The sequence below is a fragment of the Ruegeria sp. AM5 genome, assembly GCF_056540645.1.
The window spans coordinates 795,047-816,416 of record NZ_JBQFXC010000001.1 but is presented as its reverse complement, the minus strand read 5'-3'; the positions used below and the strand labels follow the sequence as shown (position 1 = coordinate 816,416).

The following is a 21,370-nucleotide window of genomic DNA, read 5'->3' as shown; positions in this document are numbered from 1 at the left end:
AAAAATGCGGGGACAGAGAGATGTCTGGTGCGAAACCCGGCCAAGGCGGGCTGGTCGACCATATCGAAGAAACCATGATTGCGTGCCTGTTGGGTCTGATGACAATTGTCACCTTCGCCAATGTGATCGCGCGGTTTGTATTCAATTCTAACATTCTTTGGGCGCTGGAACTGACAGTATTCACCTTCGGTTGGTTGGTGCTGCTGGGTGCGTCTTATGCAGTGAAGAAGCATGCACATCTGGGTGTTGATGCGATCCTTAACATGCTGGCCCCCGCGCCACGCCGGGTTTTGGCGCTGATAGCCGTGGCTTGCTGTCTGGTGTTTTCTCTGCTCCTGCTCAAGGGGTCGTATGACTACTGGGCAGTGTTTGCCGATCTGCCGCCAACCTCGGGTCGCTGGTTTCCGACCGGCTTTGACATGAGCGCGCGCAGCCAGAGCTTCTATGAAGTTGATGATATCCCGATGGTCGCGCCGCTGCGGTTTCTGGAAGATATGATCAACTATGGCGAATATTACGAGAAACTGCCCAAGGTCGTTCCCTATTTCGTACTGCCTCTTTCGATGTTGCTGCTGGTGATCCGTTTTGCACAGGTCGCAGTACAGATTTGGCGCGGTGAAACTGATCGCCTTGTAGCTAGCCACGAGGTTGAGGACGAGATCGAAGAAGTCCGCGCCCAGCAGGGGGAGCATGACTGATGGACGTCGTACTACTTTTCTCGATGGTCATTGGCCTATTGTTGATCGGAGTTCCGATTGCGGTGGCACTTGGTCTCAGCTCGACCCTATTCCTGCTGATCTATTCCGACAGCTCATTGGCTTCGGTCGCTGGCACGCTGTTCGAGGCGTTTGAGGGACATTTCACCCTCTTGGCTATCCCGTTTTTCATTCTCGCGTCATCTTTCATGACTACAGGTGGAGTGGCGCGGCGGATCATCCGGTTCTCGATCGCTTGTGTGGGGCACTTGCCCGGAGGTCTGGCAATTGCTGGCGTCTTCGCGTGTATGTTGTTTGCGGCCTTGTCGGGTTCATCTCCGGCGACAGTTGTCGCAATCGGGTCGATCGTCATCGCTGGCATGCGTCAGGTGGGCTATTCCAAGGAATTCGCCGCCGGTGTGATCTGTAACGCAGGGACACTGGGCATTCTGATTCCGCCATCAATCGTGATGGTGGTCTATGCGGCAGCCGTGGAGGTTTCGGTCGGGCGGATGTTCCTTGCGGGCGTTATTCCGGGTTTGATGGCCGGTCTGATGCTGATGATCACCATTTACGTCATGGCCAAGGTCAAGAATCTTCCCAAAGGCGATTGGAAAGGTTGGGGCGAAGTCTTCACGTCAGCACGCGAGGCCGGTTGGGGTCTGTTCCTGATCGTCATCATCCTCGGCGGTATCTACGGAGGTATCTTTACCCCGACCGAGGCCGCGGCTGTTGCTGCCGTCTATGCGTTCCTGATCGCAAGTTTTGTCTACAAGGATATGGGTCCGCTCAGCACTGAAGGGGATGCGCAGAACATCTCGCTGCTCAAGAAACCCTATGCGTTGATCACGGCCTTTGTGCACCCCGACACCAAGCATACGCTGTTCGAGGCCGGCAAGCTGACTGTCACGCTGCTGTTCGTGATCGCCAACGCGCTGATCCTGAAACATGTGCTGACGGATGAGCAGGTGCCCCAGCATATCGCAAGCGCTATGCTATCGGCGGGTCTGGGGCCAGTGACTTTCCTGATTGTAGTCAACGTGATCCTGCTGATCGGTGGCCAGTTCATGGAGCCCTCAGGTCTGCTGGTCATTGTGGCCCCCCTGGTGTTCCCGATTGCCATCGAGCTGGGCATCGATCCGATCCATCTGGGCATCATCATGGTGGTGAACATGGAGATCGGGATGATCACGCCTCCGGTCGGGTTGAACTTGTTCGTAACCTCTGGCGTGGCGGGTATGCCGATGATGAGTGTTGTGAGGGCAGCGTTGCCGTTCTTGGCCGTGCTGTTCGTCTTCCTCATCATGGTTACGTATATCCCGTGGATTTCGACATTCCTGCCCAACACATTCATGGGGCCTGAGATCATAACCAACTAGATCGGTTAAACCGAGCATATGAACCGGGCGGTGTAATCCGCCCGGTTTTTTTGTCTTGAAACTGATGCCCAAACGCATATCTGAGGGTCAGAGGACGACCTCACCATCATGGACGATTATTCGGGACGACCCGATCTCGGAAAGTGAGGTGTTCTTATGCCCTGGATATTACTATTGTTTGCTGGCCTGCTCGAAATCGTCTGGGCCGTCGCGATGAAGCAGACCGCTGGTTTCACGCGGCTGTGGCCGACGGCGATCATGGGTGTTGCGATGATCGGGTCATTTGGCCTGCTTGCAATGGCGATGCGGGATCTACCGCTTGGCACCGCCTACACGATCTGGACCGGGATCGGCGCAGTAGGGGCGTTCACTGTTGGCATCCTATTCCTGGGTGAAGCGCTGACGCCCATGCGGATCGGCGCTGCGATTCTAATCGTGACGGGTTTGGTCATCATGAAACTGGCCTAAGCGTTGACCGCCGTTGTGGTGTCGGGCAGCTTTGCGAAACAACTCCGAACAAAGGACACCTGCATATGCTGACCGACACCGATGCACGCTTGCTCCGCGTCGCCTATGATGAGGCGAAAGCTGGATTTGACGAAGGAGGCTGCCCAATCGGTTCAGTGCTTGCGCGGGGTGGTGAGGTCGTTGCGCAAGGGCGTAATCAGCGTGTCCAACTGGGCGACCCGATTGCCCATGGGGAAATGGATGCGCTGCGCAAGGCAGGGCGGCAGAAGACCTATCGCGATACTGTGCTCTATACCTCGCTGTCGCCTTGCATGATGTGTTCTGGCACGATCGTACAGTTCGGTATCCCGCGTGTTGTGATCGGAGACACCGTGAATTTTGGCGGCAATGAGGACTTCCTGCGCGATCGTGGTGTCGAGGTCATCATCGCAGATGACCCGGACTGCATTGCATTGATGAAGCGTTTTATCGAAGAGAAGCCCGCGCTTTGGGCCGAAGATATTGCCGAATGAGGTTGGCGATCAGGCGCTTTCAAGCGCCTGAATGATGCCCGAGAAATCAGTTGCTTTCAGACTGGCGCCACCCACCAACGCTCCGTCAACATTTGAAACGCCGAAAATCTCGGCAGCATTACCGGGTTTGACCGATCCGCCATACAGCAGGCGGACTGACCGGCCGACACCTTCGCCAAATCGGCGTTCCAGACGTGCGCGTATGAAATCGTGCACTTCTCCGATCTCTTCCAAAGTTGGAACCTTACCGGTGCCGATGGCCCAGATCGGCTCATATGCGACAATCAGGTTCTCGCCTGTCGCTTGATCCGGGATCGAACCCGACATCTGTCCACCGATGATATCCAGAGTATTTGCTGCTTCGCGCTGTTCAAGGCTTTCACCAACGCAGATGATCGTCTTCAGGCCTGCATCCATGGCGGTGCGGGCTTTGGCACGGATGTCTTCGTTCTGCTCAGCATGATCTTCACGGCGCTCGGAATGGCCAAGAATCACTGAGCTTGCCCCTGCATCCAACAGCATCTCGGCACTCAGATCCCCGGTATGCGCACCCGAGAGCGCCGCGTGGCAGTCTTGGCCACCAACGGTAATGCCCGAACCTTCAACCGTATTTGCCGCGCGATGAAGCAAAGTGGCTGGTGGGCATATCAGGATTTCTACCGCAGAAGATGGGTGCGAGGCTTTCAACGCTTCCAACTCGCTCAGCGCAACGCCAGTTCCGTTCATTTTCCAGTTGCCTGCCGCCAACTTACGCCGCATCGCGATCCCTCCGGTTTTCTGCTTTGAACCCTCGGATATCACCCGCAGGCGGGGCTGACAATTCCGGTTGCATAGCGCTACTTGTCAGGACACATTGCGCGCGTTGTTGCGGAGGATGGCATGATAGACGATCTCGATCTCGCCAAATTGGATCTGCGTGATCCAGCTGAGATGGAAAAGCTGAGACATGCTGTTCGCCAGATCGGATTTCTAACGATCTTCAATTCCGGCCTTGATGCCGCCCGTGTGAAGCAGGTGATCGACACTTATCGCGATTTTTTTCGTCAACCCGATGAGATCAAGCAGAGCGTCGATATGGCAGCTACGGGTGCCAACCGCGGTTGGGGTGCGCCGCGTTCCGAACAGGTGGATCTCAGGGCGAACCCGGATTTCAAAGAAGTCTTTGATAGCGGTTTTGAACTGCCAGCCGATGATCCCTATGCGGGGCGTGGATTAAGTGTGTATGCCCCAAATCTCTGGCCAGACGGGGCCGACGCGTTTCGGAGAACGATCCAGAGTTACTATTCAGACGCCTGCTCAGTTGCCATTCGCGTTTTGCGCGCGATTGCGATTGCCATCGGTAGGGATGCAAACAGTTTTGATGCGGCCTTTGATACGCCAATGGCGCTGCTGCGCGGTAACTTCTGTCCGCAACGTCCTGATTGGGCAGGGGAAAAGGACTTTGGTATCGGCGCGCATACGGATTATGGCTGCCTGACTTTGCTGGCCACGGACGGCACACCGGGTCTGGAAGTTCGTATGTCTGATGGCGATTGGCAAGCTGTAAACGCCACGCCGGGACAATTCATAATCAATTTCGGGGAGATGCTGGAGTTTTGGACGGCAGGAGAAGTCAAAGCGACCGAGCATAGAGTCAAAGGCAGCGTGAACGAGAGGATCTCGGTTCCGTTGTTCTTTAATCCTTCTTACGACACAAATGTTGCGCCGCCGGGTTCATACGCCACGATCCGCGCCGGAGAGCACCTGACGCGGCGATTTAATGAGACCTACGTCCACCTAAAAGCTGCGAGTTAGCGTTGTTCAGCCAAGGTTTCGTCGAACTTAATCGATTCTCCGCATCCGCATGCATCGACTACATTCGGGTTCCGGAACTTGAACCCGGCCTCAAGCAGTGAAACCTCGTAGTCGATCTCGGTTCCGAACAGGAACATCTGTGCCATGGGGGCGATCATAACACGCGCGCCATCCTGCTCGACCACTTCGTCGTTCGGGTCGGCATCATCGACGTAGTCCATGGTGTATTCCATCCCCGCGCAGCCGCCTTTCTTGACGCCGATGCGCAATCCGGTGTGACCGCCGGATTTCATAAGCCGAACAATCTGTTCAGCGGCTTTAGGTGTCATGGTCACGGCTTGTTTGCCGGGAATGCCAAACATGGTGGGCTCCGTTATCGCGCGTTATCTCTAATCTAAGGCCGACACGCGCCGGGCTCAAGAGAGAGCCTGTTCAAATACACACTCCGCGCAGGGTTGTCACGATGGTGCGCAAAGCTTTAGCGTATCTGAAGTAAAGGACAGGCATTCCAGAGAGGTTTGGATCGATGAGAGCGCAGAACTGGGCAGGAGCCGCCATTTTCACATCTATGTTGTTGGCGTCCGCGTCTGCGGCATTTGCGATAGATGACACAAAACGGCACCCGGTCAACTGTGCTACCGCACCCGGTGATCTGCGCGCAATCGCAGCTGAAAAGAAACATGCCGAGGACCAGCAGGCTGAAAGCGTGTTCTCGATCCTCCCTGCCGGTGCCTTGCTGGGTCTCGTCACAGGAACCGAGAGCAAGCACCTGAAGATGCTGTCAGGCGACTATATAAAAGAGCTGGACGCGCGCGCTGCTGAAATCAAATCGACCTGTAACTTAGAATAATCAAACAAAAAGGGCCGCTCTCGGGCAAGAGCGGCCCGGAATGGGCCCATTGAATGGGGGATGGCTATGGTCAGAGGCCCATGCAATTCACGAAGTATGTCAATTTAGCGGGGCAATCGGATAAGACGCCCGCTACTCGACATCCTGCGCCAGCACGTCCAGCAGATCGAAAAACGCATGCTTAATCACTGGGTCAGTACCTGAGGACCTTGTGACCCAGCATTGTGACAACATGAAAACGGTTAAGTAACACGCAGTACACCGTTTTGTAACATCGCCATGTTTTTGTGAGTAAGTCGAGAGTTACATGAAACCCAGCTCAAGCCGGGCTTCATCTGACATCATTTCCATGCCCCAAGGTGGCTCCCAAGTCAGTTCGACGTCGACCTCTTTGACGCCAGCAACGGGTTCGATAGCTTCCACGATCCAACCGGGCATTTCGCCTGCGACAGGACAGCCTGGCGCAGTGAGGGTCATGATCACCTTGACCGCGTTTTCTCCGGTGATGTCGATCGTATAGATCAGACCGAGATCGTAGATATTGACTGGTATTTCTGGGTCAAACACCGTCCGGCAAGCTTCGACCACGGGTTCGTAGAGCGGGTGATCGATGGTCGAGGGAGCGATCAGGGGGCTGCCTTCGAACTGTTCACTGGGGTGGGTCATTGATGCCTCGGGTCTGTTACCTGAGAAATTATATAGGGAAAGTGCCGGGCAGCGTCCAGAGGTGCCGTGGCGCCTGATTTGAGCGCCACGACAGATCAGTCGTTGATGTCGTGCTTGAAGGTTTTGACCTGACCGTGCGGCAGGGCAAACATACGGCGCAGAACCAGCCATGCGACCAGTGACAGAACAGCAAATATCAACAGTAGAACGGGCAGGGATAGCGTGAGGCCAGGGATCAGCAAAACCACTCCGGTAATGGCTGCACCGATGGCAAAACCCAGGAAAATGAAGCCGGGCAGCGCGACCTCAAGGATGCCCAGAGCAAGCGCTCCGGCCAACCAAATCCACCACGTCAGCCAGAAAGGATCGGCCATCATTTTCCTCCTTTAAGCATGTCAAAGGCATTGCCGAAGGCTTCAAGTGCGTTTGCAGGCACAACGATGGTCTGCGAGCCGGTGCCGTTGCCTAGGGCGTTCAGCGATTCCACCTGTTTCAACGCAACCTGATACTGTGCCGCTTCCAGCCCGTTGTCTTGAATGGCCTTTGCTACGACCTGAGTCGCATAAGCTTCGGCCTCAGCCGAGATTCGGCGGGCCTTGGCGGTCTGCTCTGCCGCATAAAGTTCGGCATCTGCCTGCAGCTCAACGGCACGCTTTTGGCCCTCGGCCTCGGTCACCTGCGCGCGGCGGGCACGTTCGGCGTTCAATTGCTGCAACATCGCGTCACGAGTGGCCTGATCAAGATTTACGTCCAGAATCTCGGCGCGGGTTACTTCGATCCCCCAATCGTCAACAGCGGTTTCTACGCTTTCCTGAATACGTTCAATCAGTTGCGCCCGGTTCGATTGCACTTCATCCAGGTCCATCTTACCGATCTCGGCGCGGACGATACCGGCTACAGTCGTTGCAATCGCACCGTCGACATCGCGGATGCGATAGACCGTCTTTTCCGGCTCGAGAATGCGGTAGAACACCGAAGTATCGATCTGCACCAGAACATTGTCCTTGGTAATTGCGTCTTGCGTTGCGTTTGGCAACTGACGCTCAAGGATGGATATCTTGTGGCGGGCAACATCTAGAAAAGGAACGATAAAATTGATCCCGGGCCCAAGCACCGAATGCAGGCGGCCAAACCGTTCAACAACGTATTTCTCGGATTGAGGCACGATCTTGATGCCCTTGAAGATGACAATGGCAATAAGCGCCGCTGCCAGCAGGTAGATAATGTTCGAAGTAATCAGTCCGATAATCTGGTCTTCTATCATACTGTCCTCATTTATTGTGTACTATGGTATACATATGGGGATTGAATCGCTCAATTTCAACTCTGGTATGGATTGTACAGGCTGGAATGCAAATCTGTGAAAGCGTTCATACAGGCCAGAAATTCCCTTTTGTGGCAGCTTTGCATCCCACTGGTGTTTGCGTTATCGGACGAGGATGAAATTGATTATCGATACAGACCCCGGCATCGACGACGCAATGGCCATTGCCTATGCCGCCGCTGCGTCCGAAATTGACCTGATCGGCCTGACCACCGTGTTCGGCAACACCCATGTGCATCAATCCAGCCGCAATGCGCGATTTCTGGTGGACAAACTGGGGCTCGGCATTCCCGTGGCCCAAGGCGCGCCCTTCGCATTGGGAGAGATCGCGCATTCACCTTCGGAACATGTGCACGGCCCCGAAGGCTTTGGTGACCTGACCCAGATTGAAGAGATCGGTGAAAACCACGCCCTGTCCGCCGCAGAGTTTCTTGTCGACATGGCGCGCAGCCATCGCGGAGAGCTGGTCGTATGCGCGGTTGGGCCATTGACCAATATCGCTGATGCCATGCGATTGGACCCTGAGTTTGCAGAGAATCTTGGCAAGCTCGTCATCATGGGCGGGGCCGTGTACTGCCCGGGCAACATCACCGAACATGCCGAGGCGAATATCTATCACGATGCCAAAGCTGCAGACGAAGTCTTTGCCGCGCCGCCGCCTACGATTCTGGTGGGATTGGATGTGACTCTGAAAACGCTCTACGAGACCGCTGATTTTGAGGCGCTCGCTGAACGTTCCCCTGACATGGGTGGTTTTCTGCGTGATATCTCGCGCTTCTATTTAAAGTTCTATAAAGAGATCGGTGGGCTTGAAGGGTGCGGACTGCATGACTCGACTGCCGTTATCGCCTGCACCCATGAACCGATGTTCGAAATGGTCGAAACGGGTTTGCAGGTGGCGTTGGACGGGGCTGAAATCGGTGCGACTCGTCCTGACCCTGCACGGCCACCAGTGCGAGTGTGCCGGGATGTCGATGGGGCAGGGGTGGTGCGCCTGTTTACGGACCGTGTAGCCTCGCTGCCCTGACGGGTTGCAATGCCCTTGCAGATCGGGCAAAGCCTGCCCGGTTCAGCGATCCAAGGCGTTACCATGACCCAGCGATTTTCTTTCGACCTGAAATCCACCGATGGCAAGGCCCGCACAGGCGTGATCAACACGCCGCGCGGTGAGGTGCGGACGCCAGCGTTCATGCCTGTGGGCACAGCCGCGACCGTCAAGGCGATGATGCCGGAAAGTGTGCGCGCCACGGGTGCCGATATTCTGTTGGGCAACACCTATCATCTGATGCTGCGCCCAACGGCCGAGCGTATCGATCGTTTGGGAGGCCTGCACAAGTTCATGAACTGGGACCGGCCCATCCTGACGGATTCTGGCGGATTTCAGGTGATGTCGCTGGCCGGTCTGCGCAAACTTACCGAGAAGGGCGTGACCTTTAAATCTCACGTCGATGGCTCGAAGCACGAATTGACGCCGGAACGGTCGATGGAAATCCAGCGGCTTTTGGGCTCGGACATCGTCATGTGCTTTGATGAATGCCCTGCGCTGCCCGCCGATCGCGACCGTATCGCCGAGTCCATGCGCCTTTCGATGCGGTGGGCTGCACGGTCACGTGAAGCGTTTGGAGACCGCCCTGGACATGCCCTGTTTGGGATCATGCAGGGCGGGCTGGAACAAGATCTTCGGGAAGAAAGTGCCGAGGCACTTAAGCAGGTCGGTTTTGAAGGCTACGCCGTCGGCGGCCTTGCCGTGGGTGAGGGGCAGGAGGCCATGTTCAGCTGCCTTGACTATGCGCCTGACTTCTTGCCCCAGTATAAACCGCGTTATCTGATGGGCGTAGGCAAGCCTGATGATATCGTAGGTGCCGTTGCACGTGGGATAGATATGATGGATTGCGTTCTACCTTCGCGGTCGGGTCGCACCGGGCAGGTGTTCACGCGTTATGGTGTGGTCAATATCAAGAACGCCCGCCATGCTGACGACCCACGCCCGCTGGATGAGAACTGCACATGCCCCGCGTGTTCAAGTTATTCTCGCGCCTACTTGCATCACGTGTTCCGCTCGAATGAGATGATCTCGGGCATGCTGCTGACTTGGCACAATCTGCATTACTTTCAGGATATCATGCAGAGAATGCGGGACGCGATTTCACAGGGCACATTCGCAGAGTGGCAATCGCAATTCCACGCGCTTCGGGAGCAAGGCGATATTGAACCGCTGTAGATTGTGGCCATTGCGGTGACAAACGCGGTATTTTTTGCTATACTGTTCGCGCATTATTTACCATTTTCATTTGTTTTGTTCAGGAGGATTCAATGCCTCGCTTTATTGTTTCTATCGCAATCGTTCTTTGCGCATCGACATCTCTTGCGGATGTCTGGACCTTCGAAACCCCGTCCGAGAATATTCAGTGTGTCGTCGGGCAGGGGGCGAGTGTTTCGGACCTGTCTTGCACTATAATTGAGCGGAGTGGTGCGCCTGCGTTCCCGCGCCCGGCGGATTGTCAGTCGGACTGGGGACATGATTTTTTCATGACCAATACGGGCGCCGTCCGCATGCTGTGCCAACCAGTCAGCCATAACCGGGATGGATTTGACCGTGCAGACTACGGCGTAACTGGAGAGTTTGGCGGGTTCGTTTGCCATTCCTCGAAAAAGGGCTTGGAATGTAGAAACGAAGTCGGTCATGGCTTCTTTTTGTCCCGAGCTAAGCAGAGGGTGTTCTGATCCACGCTGGATGATTTGTTGCCCGTTTTAATGCTGGGTTCGCTAAAATCGGTGGATATGTCTGTCGGATGCCTTGAAGTCCCCAAATCATCCGGTCATGCTGCATCACGACAAACGACGATGAGGTTGAAATGGGGGAACAGGTGCCCCACCTTTATCGTCCAAGACAGGAGATGGCCAAAGGTTGCCTGAATCAGGGACCAGCGCCGTCTTGCCAATGATAAGGATAGAGCATGCAAGAGCCTCTGAATTCCTCATACCCCGTCCTGCCGCTGCGCGATATCGTGGTCTTCCCACATATGATCGTGCCGCTGTTCGTGGGCCGTGACAAATCGGTCCGCGCCCTGGAAGAGGTGATGCAGGATGACAAGCAAATTCTGTTGTCCAGCCAGATTGATCCTGGTGAGGATGATCCGGAAATCGACGGTATCTACCGCTCGGGCGTTCTGGCCAACGTGCTGCAACTGCTGAAACTGCCCGATGGCACCGTGAAGGTGCTTGTCGAGGGGCAGGCGCGGGTGCAGATCACAGAATTCCTTGAAAACGATCAGTTTTTCGAAGCGCGCGCCGAGTATCTGACCGAGATTCCGGGCGATGTCACCACGACCGAAGCACTGCTGCGCACCGTCGCCGATGAGTTCGAGCGCTATGCCAAAGTGCGCAAGAACATCCCCGAAGAAGCGCTGGCCGCTGTTGGTGAAACCACCGAGCCTGCAAAGTTGGCCGACCTTGTGTCAGGTCATCTGGGCATCGAGGTTGAACAGAAACAGGAACTGCTTGAGACGCTCTCGGTGAGCGAGCGGCTTGAGAAGGTCTATGGCCTGATGCAGGGCGAAATGTCGGTTCTGCAGGTCGAGAAAAAGATCAAGACCCGCGTCAAATCCCAGATGGAGAAGACGCAGCGCGAGTACTATCTGAATGAGCAGATGAAAGCCATTCAGAAGGAGCTTGGCGATGGTGAGGACGGCAGCAACGAAGTTGCCGAACTGGAAGCCAAGATCAACGAGACCAAGCTGTCGAAAGAGGCGCGCGAAAAGGCCGAAGGTGAGCTGAAAAAGCTTAAGAACATGTCGCCCATGTCGGCTGAAGCGACCGTTGTGCGCAACTATCTGGACTGGATCCTGTCACTGCCGTGGGGCACCAAATCTCGCGTTAAAAAGGATCTGGGTCGCGCGCAGGACATTCTGGACGCCGATCATTATGGACTTGAGAAAGTCAAAGAGCGGATCGTCGAATATCTGGCGGTTCAGCAGCGCTCGAAAAAGCTGAAAGGCCCGATCCTGTGCCTTGTTGGCCCTCCGGGTGTGGGTAAAACCTCGCTGGGTAAATCGGTCGCAAAAGCCACGGGGCGCGAATTCATTCGCATCTCGCTGGGTGGTGTGCGCGACGAATCTGAGATTCGTGGCCACCGTCGGACTTATATCGGGTCGATGCCCGGCAAGATCATTCAGGCGCTGAAGAAGGCGAAAACCACAAACCCTCTCATCCTGCTCGATGAAATCGACAAGATGGGGCAGGATTTCCGTGGCGATCCAGCCTCGGCGATGCTGGAGGTGTTGGACCCGGAACAGAACAACACGTTCATGGATCATTATCTTGAGGTCGAATATGACCTGTCCAACGTGATGTTCCTGACCACGTCTAACAGCTACAACATGCCTGGGCCTCTGCTAGACCGGATGGAGATCATCCCGCTGGCCGGTTACACCGAAGAGGAAAAGAGCGAGATCGCCAAGCAACACCTGATCGACAAACAGGTCAAAAACCATGGTCTGAAAGCCAAGGAGTTTGAGCTGACCGATGAGGCGCTGCAATCGATCATCCGCACCTATACCCGCGAGGCGGGTGTGCGGAACCTCGAACGCGAAATCGCCAAAGTGGCGCGGAAATCGCTGACCAAGATCATCAAGAAAGAGGCGGAGACCGTAAAGGTGACGCCCGACAATCTGGATGATTTTCTTGGAGTGCCCAAGTTCCGTTATGGCTTGGCTGAACAGGACGATCAGGTTGGTGTAGTCACTGGCTTGGCCTGGACTTCGGTCGGTGGTGATCTGCTGCATATCGAGGCTCTGAAACTGCCCGGCAAAGGGCGGATGAAGACCACTGGTAAGCTGGGCGATGTGATGAAGGAATCGATCGACGCGGCGTCGTCTTACGTCCGATCAATTTCGCCTCAGATCGGGGTTAAACCGCCGCAGTTCGACAAAATCGATATCCACGTGCACGTGCCCGATGGTGCGACGCCAAAGGATGGTCCGTCTGCGGGCTTGGCTATGGTGACCTCGATTGTTTCGGTCCTGACCGGTATTCCTGTGCGCAAGGACATCGCCATGACAGGCGAGGTTTCGCTGCGCGGCAACGCGATGCCGATTGGCGGGCTGAAAGAAAAACTGCTGGCTGCCCTGCGTGGCGGGATCAAGACCGTCCTCATTCCCGAAGAGAATGAAAAGGATCTGGCAGATATTCCCGACAACGTGAAAGAAGGGCTGGAGATCATCGCGGTCAAACACGTCTCGGAGGTACTAGAGCAGGCGTTGATACGTAAGCCCGAGTCAATTGAGTGGGATGAGGCCGCTGAAGAGGCCGCTGCCGCTGCCGCCAAGGCGGCCGAAGGGGTAGGGCCGTCGGCAACAGCCCACTAAGCCTGAAACAGATTAATTAGAAAGGCGGGGTCATGCCCCGCCTTTTTTTGTTCAAAGTCCAATGACAGGTTTGGCCGGGTCCAGCACCTCTTCGTTTTCGATGTAAGCCTGGAATTTTTTGTCTGACAGCGCCGAGCGTACGGCGAGCGCAAAAATCACCGCCGAAAATGCCGCACACAGCACAATGTCCCAACCAAACGGGATCTGCTTTTGCGCGCCTTCTCCAAACTGACCCATGTAGGAGATCAGCCCCAAACCACAGAAATAGGGCATCAGCCAAAGCGCCTCGGTTGCGTCCATTTCATCGAGCCGATTGTGAAAGCGGATCAGCAGCAGCGCCATGCCGATGAGCAGTGCAATTCCCAGCCTCCAGACCGTGTCCCATCCGCTCCAGTAGACGATCAGGGTTGAGATCGCGAAGGCCGTGAGCCCGACAAGTTTGACGGCGGGAATACGGATTGAGCGCGGGCGGTCAGGCATCAGATCACGTAAGCACACCACGGCGATTGGGCCGACCGCGAATGAAAGCACAATGGCGGCCCCGTTCAGGGCGATTACGGTTGCGAACGGGACCGTCAGTAAAAACAGAGTGCCAATCAGAAAGTTGAGAGCCAAGGCCCAAAGCGGTACTCCGAACGATGACAAGATCTGCAAACGTTTCGGCAGGAACCCGTTTTGCGACAGGGCCAGAGCGATACGAGCGTTCGATCCTGTTGCAACCAACCCATTGCCAAACGGGCCGATGACCGACCCGACGTTCAGCAAGCTGAGGAACCACAATATCCCGACGGACATTATGACGCCATCCAAGGGACCTTGTCCGCCAAAGTTGAGGCTTGCCCAACCATTGCGGATCATCGCGGGATCAAGCGCGCCGATAAAGGCCACCTGTAATCCAAGGTAGATCAAGGCACATAATACAATGGATAGAACCAGAGCGGCCGGGATGTCGAATTTTGGGTTTCGAACTTCTCCTGCCATATCAACAACATGTCGGAAACCTATAAAGGAAAAGATCACCCCACCGGTTGATACTGCGGCCATGATGCCTTTCAGGCCGTAGGGGGCGAAACCGTCAGGGGCGGAGAAATTCTGCACGTCAAAGCGGGTCGCGATCAACAACACGGACAATACTATCGGAATGGCAATCTTGGCCCAGGTCAGCGTTGCATTTACCTGTGCAAAAAATTTTACGCCCAGTGCGTTCACAGCGACGAACAGCAACATGAACAGCAAGGCGACCGAAACACCAGCGCCGGTCAGTTCGCCGGTATCCGCGGCGTGGAGCCATGACGCGTAGGGCGCGAGGTATTTAAGCATGGCTTCAACTTCGATCGGAGCGGTGGTGTTGTAGCCAATCCAGGCCGTCCATCCCATCGCCATCGACACGATGTTGCCGTGTGAGAACTGAGGGACGCGTGCGATTCCGCCTGGGATAGGTAACATCGCTGAAATCTCGGCGAAGGTTATTGCCAGTATGAACATCGCAACGGCGCCAATAATCCAAGAAAGAACCGCGGCGGGGCCTGCGTGTTGCACGGCGAGTAGGGGGCCGAAAAGCCAGCCTGACCCAATGATTCCTCCAACCGAAATGAAGGTCAGGCCGACCAGGCCAATTTCCCGCTTCAGTTTCGCCATGTTATTTCTCGCCCAAAGAGGGGTGCCTTATTGGTGGCTATGACATCAGGATAAGCAGGCCACGGGAAACATGGCAAGTGCCACATATCATGCAGAAAATTCGCGAAAACGAGGTCTGCCCGATTCATCTTCTAAATCCTGCTGGGCGTGTTCTTCGAAACGCGATCGCCGGCAATAGGTATTTGAAGTGGAATCGACTCGGAACATGAGGCACGCTGGTCGTCTGTGCCAAGGTAGGAGAACCCAGGATGCCTCTGTACAATGATATGTTCGAGCTTTCGGTCGAAGATATGGATATAATCGAAGAGGCCATGCGTCATGCCATAGCGTCCAGATCGAATGTCCCTGTTGACGAGAGGGTAGAAGAACGGGAAACCCGTGAAGACTTTGTGCGCAAGGCACACGACCTTCTGGGGCGTCTGCATGACCAAAAGGTTTTTTATCGTCCTAAATCCGGCGTGTATGTCGGAGGATGACAGCATTGTGCACGCAGCGTTGAACCAAATGGTTCCAAAACGCTTCAACTATGCCGCATAAGCATTTGAATAATATGGTGGGTGATAAGAGATTTGAACTCCTGACATCTTCGATGTGAACGAAGCGCTCTACCACTGAGCTAATCACCCATAGCGGCGTTTGATACAGCGGCTTGTGTTTCGCCGCAAGTTCAAAGGGTTCAAATTGCAGCGCGTCAGACGAAATCCGGTTTTCACACATTGCCCGCCAAGTCGGATAGATCGGAAAAAATCAGGTTCGAGCAAAAAACTTGAAAACGCCGCTTGACGATGCCGGGGTGTAGCCATAATACACCCCAACGTTCAGAGATGAACGGGCAGTGGGCGGTTGTAGCTCAGTTGGTTAGAGTACCGGCCTGTCACGCCGGGGGTCGCGGGTTCGAGCCCCGTCAACCGCGCCATCGCTGCCAGCCTTTGATCCGGGCAAACGGATCGCACATAGACCCTAAATGCGCGGTTGTAGCTCAGTTGGTTAGAGTACCGGCCTGTCACGCCGGGGGTCGCGGGTTCGAGCCCCGTCAACCGCGCCATTTTCCTTCGATTTAGAAAGTCATACGCCCTTGTGGGCGTTTTTTTGTGCCGACATCTTACTGATCTTATGATTTATTGCCTGCAAAACATCAGGGGCAAGCAGTGACCAGTCTAAATCGAGTTATCATGGCACGGCGCAGCCGGCAGTGGGTCCGCGGCCTGAAGCCGGAAACACTTGATGTCATTGAGATTTCTGGTTCGTGGGGTAAGCAATTTGGATTTTGCAGCTATGAACAGATTTGGCATAAGCAACATGATATCTGCACCGGACCCGTTCTGAACAAACAACAGCAGGTGCGAAAGGTCGATCTGGTTTTGGCCAATCAGGTGTGGGAGCACTTGGATCGCCCGGTTGAAGCCACGCTGAACGTGCTAGAGATGCTAAGGCCCGGAGGGTATTTCTGGCTTGCCGTCCCGTTCTTCATTCCGTTTCACGCTGCTCCGCATGACTGTTCGCGCTGGTCTGCGCGCGGATTGAAAAACCTGCTCACTGAGTGTGGGTTCGACCCGGATCTCATCCGGGCCGAACAGTGGGGCAATCGGCATGCCGCTTTGCGCAATCTCGAACTTGAATGGCCTCCTGTTTATGACCCTGAGATAGACAATTTGGAGAACGATCCCGATTTTCCAATCTGCGCATGGGCTCTGGCTAAGAAAACCAGTGCTTAAGCCGAGTGTCGAAAAATCGCCTGTTCTTACTTTGTTCTAATTTTTTGGTTGGAGACTCAGCCGCTCTCGCCTATCTCTGAGTGACGTTGGTTGTTGGGGGCCTGAATGGCTGAGCTGAAGAATATCGAGGTGCGCGGTGCGCGCGAGCATAACCTCAAGAGCATTGATGTCGACATCCCACGGGATCAGCTGGTGGTGATCACTGGCCTGTCGGGCTCGGGAAAGTCTTCTTTGGCATTTGATACGATCTATGCCGAAGGGCAGCGCCGCTATGTCGAAAGCCTGTCGGCCTATGCGCGCCAGTTCCTCGATATGATGGAGAAGCCCGATGTGGATCACATCAGCGGACTAAGCCCCGCGATTTCGATCGAGCAGAAGACGACCTCAAAAAACCCGCGTTCGACCGTGGGCACTGTAACCGAGATCTACGACTATCTGCGCTTGCTCTTTGCCCGTGCTGGTACGCCTTACAGCCCGGCCACAGGATTGCCAATTGAGGCGCAGCAGGTGCAGGACATGGTCGACCGGATCATGACGATGGAGGAGGGCACGCGCGGCTATCTGCTGGCCCCCATCGTTCGTGATCGGAAGGGTGAATATCGGAAAGAATTCCTTGAGCTGCGCAAGCAGGGTTTTCAGCGCGTCAAGGTAGATGGTGAGTTCTATGAATTGGATGAGCCGCCGACACTGGACAAGAAGTTCCGCCACGATATCGACGTCGTTGTCGATCGTCTGGTGGTACGAGAAGGCATGGAAACACGCCTGGCCGACAGCCTAAGGACCGCACTGGATCTGGCGGACGGGATCGCAATCCTCGAAACCGCACCGAAGGAGGGCGACCCGGAACGGATCACATTCAGTGAGAATTTTGCTTGCCCGGTCAGTGGGTTCACCATCCCCGAGATCGAGCCGCGCCTGTTCTCATTCAACGCGCCCTTTGGGGCTTGCCCCGATTGCGACGGGCTTGGGGTCGAACTGTTCTTTGATGAACGTCTGGTCGTGCCGGACCAGACATTGAAACTCTATGACGGGGCGCTTGCGCCCTGGCGGAAGGGTAAATCACCGTATTTTCTGCAAACGATCGAAGCTATCGCGCGACATTACGAGTTTGACAAGAACACTCCCTGGAAGGACTTGCCCAAGAAAGTCCAGCAGGTGTTTCTGCGCGGGTCTGGTGATGAAGAGATCCAGTTCCGTTATGATGAAGGTGGCCGCGTCTATCAGGTTACCCGAAGCTTTGAAGGCGTCATCCCCAACATGGAGCGCCGCTATCGCGAGACTGACAGCGCCTGGATTCGCGAAGAATTCGAGCGCTATCAAAACAACCGACCCTGCGGCACATGCAAAGGCTACCGTCTGCGTGCTGAGGCGCTGGCCGTCAAGATCGCGGGTTTGCACGTCGGGCAGGTCGTCGAAATGTCGATTCGCGAGGCGCTGGCCTGGGTTGAGGATGCCCCAAATCATCTGAGCGCACAAAAGAACGAGATCGCGCGCGCAATTCTCAAGGAAATTCGCGAGCGGTTGGGTTTTTTGAATAATGTTGGATTAGAATATCTTACGATGTCTCGTTCAAGTGGCACCCTGTCCGGAGGTGAAAGTCAGCGTATCCGTCTGGCGAGCCAGATCGGCTCGGGCCTGACCGGGGTATTGTATGTGCTCGACGAGCCATCGATTGGTCTGCACCAACGCGACAATGATCGTTTGCTGGGAACGCTTAAGAATTTGCGTGACCAGGGCAACACGGTCATCGTCGTTGAGCATGACGAAGAGGCCATTCGCGAGGCGGATTATGTGTTTGATATCGGTCCCGGTGCAGGAGTGCATGGCGGACAGGTGGTCAGCCACGGTACGCCCGAGCATATCGCCGGCGATGCGGCCTCGATCACCGGTCAATATCTTTCGGGCACACGCGAGATCCCGGTGCCAGTTGAGCGGCGAAAGGGAAAGAAGCAGAAAGTGACCGTTGTTAAGGCGACGGGAAACAACCTCAAGAACGTGACGGCCGAATTTCCGCTCGGAAAATTTGTTTGTGTGACCGGTGTGTCTGGCGGTGGAAAATCGACGCTGACGATTGAGACTTTGTTCAAAACCGCCTCGATGCGGTTGAACGGCGCTCGCCAGACACCGGCGCCCTGTGAAACGATCAAAGGGCTTGAGCATCTGGACAAGGTGATCGACATAGACCAGCGACCCATTGGCCGGACTCCACGTTCAAATCCAGCGACTTACACCGGGGCTTTCACCCCGATCCGAGACTGGTTTGCCGGGTTGCCAGAAGCCAAAGCGCGTGGATACAAGCCCGGGCGGTTCAGCTTTAACGTCAAAGGCGGCCGGTGCGAAGCGTGTCAGGGTGATGGCGTCATCAAGATCGAGATGCACTTTCTGCCTGATGTTTATGTCACCTGCGAAACCTGCAAAGGCGCGCGATATAACCGTGAGACGCTTGAGATCAAGTTCAAGGGTAAGTCCATCGCGGATGTACTTGATATGACAGTGGAAGATGCGCAGGAGTTTTTTAAAGCGGTGCCATCGATCCGTGACAAGATGGATGCCTTGGCTCGCGTTGGGCTCGGCTACATCAAAGTTGGTCAACAGGCGACCACGCTCTCCGGTGGTGAGGCGCAGCGTGTAAAGCTCTCTAAAGAACTGAGCAAGCGATCAACGGGTCGAACGCTGTATATTCTGGACGAACCCACAACGGGTCTGCATTTCGAGGACGTACGTAAACTGTTGGAAGTCCTGCACGAACTGGTCGACCAAGGAAATACTGTTGTTGTCATCGAACATAATCTCGATGTCGTAAAAACCGCCGACTGGATAATCGACATTGGCCCGGAAGGTGGCGATGGCGGAGGTCAGATTGTGGCTGAGGGTACGCCCGAAGACGTCGCTGAATGTGAGCGTAGCCACACTGGGCGTTATTTGAAGCCAATGCTGGATGGGCAAGCCGTAGCTGCCGAATAGGAACAGAGCGAGAGAAGAAAATGCTGCGAATTTTCTTCTCTGGTGCTTCGTAGAGCGCTGCGTTCTGAGGTTGTTCAGTCTCTGGACCGCTTCTCAAAACGTGGCAGCATGGCGCTGAAATCGCGCCCCAAGCCATCTTCGTGTTCGACAAACGATTCATAGAGCTTTGTCGCAACCTGTCCCATGGGCGTATCGGCATTCGCACTTTCGGCGGCCTGTTGGCTGAGGCGTAGATCTTTCAACATCAGCTCGGCGGCGAAACCAGGGGTATAGTCATTGTCGGATGGGCTTTGGGGTCCAACGCCTGGGGCAGGGCAATAGGCGTTCATTGTCCAGCTGTACCCTGACGAGGTGCTGACCACATCGAACATCTTTTGCCGGTCCAGTCCCAATTTATCAGCAAGCGCAAATGCCTCGCAGGTCGCGATCATCGTCACGCCGAGAATCATGTTGTTGCAGATTTTGGCGGCCTGACCCGCGCCAGCTTCACCGCAGTGAACCGCTTTTTGCCCCATGATTTCAAATAACGGAGCCGCCTTGGCAAAAGCTGCGTCAGATCCACCGGCCATAAAGGTCAAAGTGCCTGCAGCGGCCCCACCAATCCCGCCGGATACAGGTGCATCGACTGATAGCAGACCAGCCTGAGCAGCTTGCTGCGCCACTGCGCGGGCGCTGTCGACATCGACCGTAGAGCAGTCAATCAGAACCGCGCCGTCTTGCATTTCAGGGACAACTTCATCGGCCACAGCGCGCAGAATTTGCCCGTTGGGAAGCATGGTGATAACCACGTCGGCTTCCGCAGCTGCGGCAGCGCCGGAAGACGCCATGGCCACGCCTTCAACGGCGACATCAACTTGATCAAATCCGATCACGTCATGACCCGCGCGCGCCAGATTGGCCGCCATCGGGCCGCCCATGTTGCCAAGCCCTATGAATGCGATTTTCATCCCTTACTCCTCTGAAAAGCTTAGTGCATCCGCACCGAGCGGTTGCAGCATCTTGGACACCGCGACTGCAGGCACATCCAAATCAGCAAACTGCCATTTCGGGTTGCGATCCTTGTCGATGATCTGGGCGCGAATGCCTTCCAGAAAATCGCCATGCTCCATCGCGCGATAGGTAAACCGGTACTCCAGATCCAGCGCTTTTTGCAATGTCAGGTTGGTTCCGCGCAGCCGATGCAACATCTCGACAGCACAAGCCATGGAGATAGGAGAGTTTCGCTGCAGTGTGCCGAGAATTTTCGTCGAAAATTCTGTGTCATCGCTGCGCAAGCTGTTCAGGATATCGCCAAGGCTTTCTCCGCTGAATAGCCTGTCGATCTCGCCCTGCATTTCAGCCAAGGGGCTATCCGGTGTGGGCACTGCATGCTCATCCACCAGTTCCGCCCGTCCAGAGGCTTCCAACTGGTCTATCAGCCCCGCCCAATGCTCTTGGGGAATGAAATGGTCGGCAAACCCGGCATAGATCGCATCTCCGGGCCCCATGCGGTGGCCGGTGGTACCCAGATACTCGCCCAATCGCCCCGGCGCCAGCGCCAACATCAGCGATCCGCCCACATCAGGAACCAGCCCGATTGAGCATTCCGGCATCGCGATCTTTGAGCTTTCTCCAACCACTCGATGGCTGCCATGGCACCCGATGCCAACCCCGCCACCCATGGTGAAACCTTGCAGGAAGCTGATCACTGGTTTTGAGTACTCAAAAATCAAGGCATTCAGGCGGTATTCGTCGCGCCAAAACGTTTGGCCATAAGCATAGTCCGCCTTGGTGCCGGTCGCATATAGCTCAGCAATATCTCCGCCAGCGCAAAAGGCTTTGTCGCCTTCGGCATCGAGAATGATCAGATCGACTTGATCATCCTCACGCCAGTTGCGCAGAGCGGTATCGATGGCCATGCACATCTCATAGCTAAGGGCGTTCAGGGCGTGTGGTCGTGTCAGCGTGATGCGCCCGGCACGGCCTGCGGTGCGAATGTCAATATCGGACATCAAAGACC

General features: G+C 55.4%; 21 protein-coding genes and 3 tRNA genes. 15 read left to right on the top strand and 9 right to left on the bottom strand.

Going from position 1 to position 21,370, the window contains the following annotated elements:
• The first annotated feature begins 20 nt into the window (after positions 1-20).
• From ACR0AH_RS04180 to ACR0AH_RS04165, 4 genes are all read left to right on the top strand, one after another.
• The gene (locus ACR0AH_RS04180) at positions 21-698 is read left to right on the top strand and encodes a TRAP transporter small permease (RefSeq protein WP_170393219.1); all 678 of its coding nucleotides are present in this window, start codon (positions 21-23) and stop codon (positions 696-698) included.
• Complete coding sequence (locus ACR0AH_RS04175; protein WP_480590540.1) at positions 698-2,074, top strand: TRAP transporter large permease; 1,377 nt, start codon at positions 698-700, stop codon at positions 2,072-2,074. The genes ACR0AH_RS04180 and ACR0AH_RS04175 overlap by 1 nt, the downstream gene beginning before the upstream one ends.
• A gap of 156 nt (positions 2,075-2,230) precedes the next feature.
• Positions 2,231-2,542 (top strand): DMT family transporter, encoded by a 312-nt coding sequence (locus tag ACR0AH_RS04170; RefSeq protein WP_170510169.1) that lies wholly within the window; start codon positions 2,231-2,233, stop codon positions 2,540-2,542.
• 65 nt (positions 2,543-2,607) lie between these two features.
• Positions 2,608-3,054, top strand: coding sequence for a nucleoside deaminase (locus ACR0AH_RS04165; protein ID WP_170817714.1), 447 nt, complete (start codon positions 2,608-2,610; stop codon positions 3,052-3,054).
• Between the two features lie 9 nt (positions 3,055-3,063).
• Here ACR0AH_RS04165 and tpiA read toward each other — a convergent pair whose 3' ends face one another.
• Positions 3,064-3,813 carry a triose-phosphate isomerase gene (gene tpiA, locus ACR0AH_RS04160; RefSeq protein WP_170732074.1) on the bottom strand — a complete coding sequence of 250 codons (750 nt, stop codon included), beginning with the start codon at positions 3,811-3,813 and terminating at the stop codon, positions 3,064-3,066.
• Between the two features lie 120 nt (positions 3,814-3,933).
• Here tpiA and ACR0AH_RS04155 point away from each other — a divergent pair, with 120 nt between their 5' ends.
• The gene (locus tag ACR0AH_RS04155) at positions 3,934-4,848 is read left to right on the top strand and encodes an isopenicillin N synthase family dioxygenase (protein WP_480590535.1); all 915 of its coding nucleotides are present in this window, start codon (positions 3,934-3,936) and stop codon (positions 4,846-4,848) included.
• Here ACR0AH_RS04155 and ACR0AH_RS04150 read toward each other — a convergent pair.
• Positions 4,845-5,210, bottom strand: a complete 366-nt coding sequence (locus ACR0AH_RS04150) for a HesB/IscA family protein (protein ID WP_170465407.1) — start codon at positions 5,208-5,210, stop codon at positions 4,845-4,847. The genes ACR0AH_RS04155 and ACR0AH_RS04150 overlap by 4 nt on opposite strands.
• Before the next feature lie 164 nt (positions 5,211-5,374).
• Between ACR0AH_RS04150 and ACR0AH_RS04145 the strand changes: the two genes are divergently transcribed.
• Complete coding sequence (locus tag ACR0AH_RS04145; protein WP_170732077.1) at positions 5,375-5,698, top strand: hypothetical protein; 324 nt, start codon at positions 5,375-5,377, stop codon at positions 5,696-5,698.
• 303 nt (positions 5,699-6,001) lie between these two features.
• Here ACR0AH_RS04145 and ACR0AH_RS04140 read toward each other — a convergent pair whose 3' ends face one another.
• From ACR0AH_RS04140 to ACR0AH_RS04130, 3 genes are all read right to left on the bottom strand, one after another.
• On the bottom strand, positions 6,002-6,364 hold the full coding sequence (locus ACR0AH_RS04140) for an SUF system Fe-S cluster assembly protein (RefSeq protein WP_170393211.1): 363 nt from the start codon (positions 6,362-6,364) through the stop codon (positions 6,002-6,004).
• Between the two features lie 95 nt (positions 6,365-6,459).
• Positions 6,460-6,738, bottom strand: coding sequence for an NfeD family protein (locus ACR0AH_RS04135; RefSeq protein WP_170421372.1), 279 nt, complete (start codon positions 6,736-6,738; stop codon positions 6,460-6,462).
• Positions 6,738-7,628, bottom strand: coding sequence for an SPFH domain-containing protein (locus ACR0AH_RS04130; protein ID WP_480590532.1), 891 nt, complete (start codon positions 7,626-7,628; stop codon positions 6,738-6,740). The genes ACR0AH_RS04135 and ACR0AH_RS04130 overlap by 1 nt, the downstream gene beginning before the upstream one ends.
• A 175-nt stretch (positions 7,629-7,803) precedes the next feature.
• Here ACR0AH_RS04130 and ACR0AH_RS04125 point away from each other — a divergent pair, with 175 nt between their 5' ends.
• From ACR0AH_RS04125 to lon, 4 genes are all read left to right on the top strand, one after another.
• Positions 7,804-8,715, top strand: coding sequence for a nucleoside hydrolase (locus ACR0AH_RS04125; RefSeq protein WP_170562904.1), 912 nt, complete (start codon positions 7,804-7,806; stop codon positions 8,713-8,715).
• Between the two features lie 63 nt (positions 8,716-8,778).
• A complete protein-coding gene (gene tgt, locus ACR0AH_RS04120; RefSeq protein ID WP_480590865.1) occupies positions 8,779-9,909 on the top strand; it encodes a tRNA guanosine(34) transglycosylase Tgt in 1,131 nt (376 codons plus the stop codon).
• A 92-nt stretch (positions 9,910-10,001) separates the two neighbouring features.
• Complete coding sequence (locus ACR0AH_RS04115; RefSeq protein WP_170405494.1) at positions 10,002-10,412, top strand: DUF6636 domain-containing protein; 411 nt, start codon at positions 10,002-10,004, stop codon at positions 10,410-10,412.
• 233 nt (positions 10,413-10,645) lie between these two features.
• A complete protein-coding gene (lon, locus tag ACR0AH_RS04110; protein WP_480590529.1) occupies positions 10,646-13,054 on the top strand; it encodes an endopeptidase La in 2,409 nt (802 codons plus the stop codon).
• 51 nt (positions 13,055-13,105) lie between these two features.
• On the opposite strand, the gene ACR0AH_RS04105 is transcribed toward lon, so the two are convergent.
• Positions 13,106-14,692 carry an APC family permease gene (locus ACR0AH_RS04105; protein WP_170635659.1) on the bottom strand — a complete coding sequence of 529 codons (1,587 nt, stop codon included), beginning with the start codon at positions 14,690-14,692 and terminating at the stop codon, positions 13,106-13,108.
• A gap of 248 nt (positions 14,693-14,940) precedes the next feature.
• On the opposite strand from ACR0AH_RS04105, the gene ACR0AH_RS04100 reads away from it, so the two are divergent.
• Positions 14,941-15,168, top strand: coding sequence for a hypothetical protein (locus ACR0AH_RS04100; RefSeq protein WP_170405503.1), 228 nt, complete (start codon positions 14,941-14,943; stop codon positions 15,166-15,168).
• Positions 15,169-15,243: 75 nt separating this feature from the next.
• On the opposite strand, the gene ACR0AH_RS04095 is transcribed toward ACR0AH_RS04100, so the two are convergent.
• Positions 15,244-15,318: transfer RNA gene (locus tag ACR0AH_RS04095), tRNA-Val, on the bottom strand.
• Between the two features lie 213 nt (positions 15,319-15,531).
• Here ACR0AH_RS04095 and ACR0AH_RS04090 point away from each other — a divergent pair.
• The 4 genes from ACR0AH_RS04090 (at position 15,532) to uvrA (ending at position 19,371) form a co-directional block, all read left to right on the top strand.
• A tRNA-Asp gene (locus ACR0AH_RS04090) sits at positions 15,532-15,608 on the top strand.
• Between the two features lie 52 nt (positions 15,609-15,660).
• Positions 15,661-15,737: transfer RNA gene (locus ACR0AH_RS04085), tRNA-Asp, on the top strand.
• 127 nt (positions 15,738-15,864) lie between these two features.
• Positions 15,865-16,407: a methyltransferase domain-containing protein gene (locus ACR0AH_RS04080; RefSeq protein ID WP_480590526.1), complete on the top strand. Its 543-nt coding sequence runs from the start codon at positions 15,865-15,867 to the stop codon at positions 16,405-16,407.
• Between the two features lie 105 nt (positions 16,408-16,512).
• Positions 16,513-19,371, top strand: coding sequence for an excinuclease ABC subunit UvrA (gene uvrA / locus ACR0AH_RS04075; protein WP_223118103.1), 2,859 nt, complete (start codon positions 16,513-16,515; stop codon positions 19,369-19,371).
• Positions 19,372-19,445: 74 nt separating this feature from the next.
• Here uvrA and mmsB read toward each other — a convergent pair whose 3' ends face one another.
• A complete protein-coding gene (gene mmsB / locus ACR0AH_RS04070) occupies positions 19,446-20,318 on the bottom strand; it encodes a 3-hydroxyisobutyrate dehydrogenase (RefSeq protein ID WP_480590523.1) in 873 nt (290 codons plus the stop codon).
• Positions 20,319-20,321: 3 nt separating this feature from the next.
• Complete coding sequence (locus tag ACR0AH_RS04065; RefSeq protein WP_480590520.1) at positions 20,322-21,362, bottom strand: enoyl-CoA hydratase/isomerase family protein; 1,041 nt, start codon at positions 21,360-21,362, stop codon at positions 20,322-20,324.
• Positions 21,363-21,370: the final 8 nt, after the last annotated feature.

Excerpts from the sequence above, each read along its gene's own strand:
- lon (WP_480590529.1), top strand. The coding sequence starts at position 10,646 with ATGCAAGAGCCTCTGAATTCCTCATACCCCGTCCTGCCGCTGCGCGAT.
- ACR0AH_RS04150 (WP_170465407.1), bottom strand. The coding sequence starts at position 5,210 with ATGTTTGGCATTCCCGGCAAACAAGCCGTGACCATGACACCTAAAGCC.
- ACR0AH_RS04100 (WP_170405503.1), top strand. The coding sequence starts at position 14,941 with ATGCCTCTGTACAATGATATGTTCGAGCTTTCGGTCGAAGATATGGAT.
- ACR0AH_RS04115 (WP_170405494.1), top strand. The coding sequence starts at position 10,002 with ATGCCTCGCTTTATTGTTTCTATCGCAATCGTTCTTTGCGCATCGACA.
- ACR0AH_RS04080 (WP_480590526.1), top strand. The coding sequence starts at position 15,865 with ATGGCACGGCGCAGCCGGCAGTGGGTCCGCGGCCTGAAGCCGGAAACA.
- ACR0AH_RS04065 (WP_480590520.1), bottom strand. The coding sequence starts at position 21,362 with ATGTCCGATATTGACATTCGCACCGCAGGCCGTGCCGGGCGCATCACG.
- tgt (WP_480590865.1), top strand. The coding sequence starts at position 8,779 with ATGACCCAGCGATTTTCTTTCGACCTGAAATCCACCGATGGCAAGGCC.
- ACR0AH_RS04170 (WP_170510169.1), top strand. The coding sequence starts at position 2,231 with ATGCCCTGGATATTACTATTGTTTGCTGGCCTGCTCGAAATCGTCTGG.
- ACR0AH_RS04105 (WP_170635659.1), bottom strand. The coding sequence starts at position 14,692 with ATGGCGAAACTGAAGCGGGAAATTGGCCTGGTCGGCCTGACCTTCATT.
- ACR0AH_RS04165 (WP_170817714.1), top strand. The coding sequence starts at position 2,608 with ATGCTGACCGACACCGATGCACGCTTGCTCCGCGTCGCCTATGATGAG.
- ACR0AH_RS04130 (WP_480590532.1), bottom strand. The coding sequence starts at position 7,628 with ATGATAGAAGACCAGATTATCGGACTGATTACTTCGAACATTATCTAC.
- ACR0AH_RS04135 (WP_170421372.1), bottom strand. The coding sequence starts at position 6,738 with ATGGCCGATCCTTTCTGGCTGACGTGGTGGATTTGGTTGGCCGGAGCG.
- mmsB (WP_480590523.1), bottom strand. The coding sequence starts at position 20,318 with ATGAAAATCGCATTCATAGGGCTTGGCAACATGGGCGGCCCGATGGCG.
- uvrA (WP_223118103.1), top strand. The coding sequence starts at position 16,513 with ATGGCTGAGCTGAAGAATATCGAGGTGCGCGGTGCGCGCGAGCATAAC.
- ACR0AH_RS04175 (WP_480590540.1), top strand. The coding sequence starts at position 698 with ATGGACGTCGTACTACTTTTCTCGATGGTCATTGGCCTATTGTTGATC.
- ACR0AH_RS04145 (WP_170732077.1), top strand. The coding sequence starts at position 5,375 with ATGAGAGCGCAGAACTGGGCAGGAGCCGCCATTTTCACATCTATGTTG.
- ACR0AH_RS04140 (WP_170393211.1), bottom strand. The coding sequence starts at position 6,364 with ATGACCCACCCCAGTGAACAGTTCGAAGGCAGCCCCCTGATCGCTCCC.
- ACR0AH_RS04180 (WP_170393219.1), top strand. The coding sequence starts at position 21 with ATGTCTGGTGCGAAACCCGGCCAAGGCGGGCTGGTCGACCATATCGAA.
- ACR0AH_RS04125 (WP_170562904.1), top strand. The coding sequence starts at position 7,804 with ATGAAATTGATTATCGATACAGACCCCGGCATCGACGACGCAATGGCC.
- ACR0AH_RS04155 (WP_480590535.1), top strand. The coding sequence starts at position 3,934 with ATGATAGACGATCTCGATCTCGCCAAATTGGATCTGCGTGATCCAGCT.
- tpiA (WP_170732074.1), bottom strand. The coding sequence starts at position 3,813 with ATGCGGCGTAAGTTGGCGGCAGGCAACTGGAAAATGAACGGAACTGGC.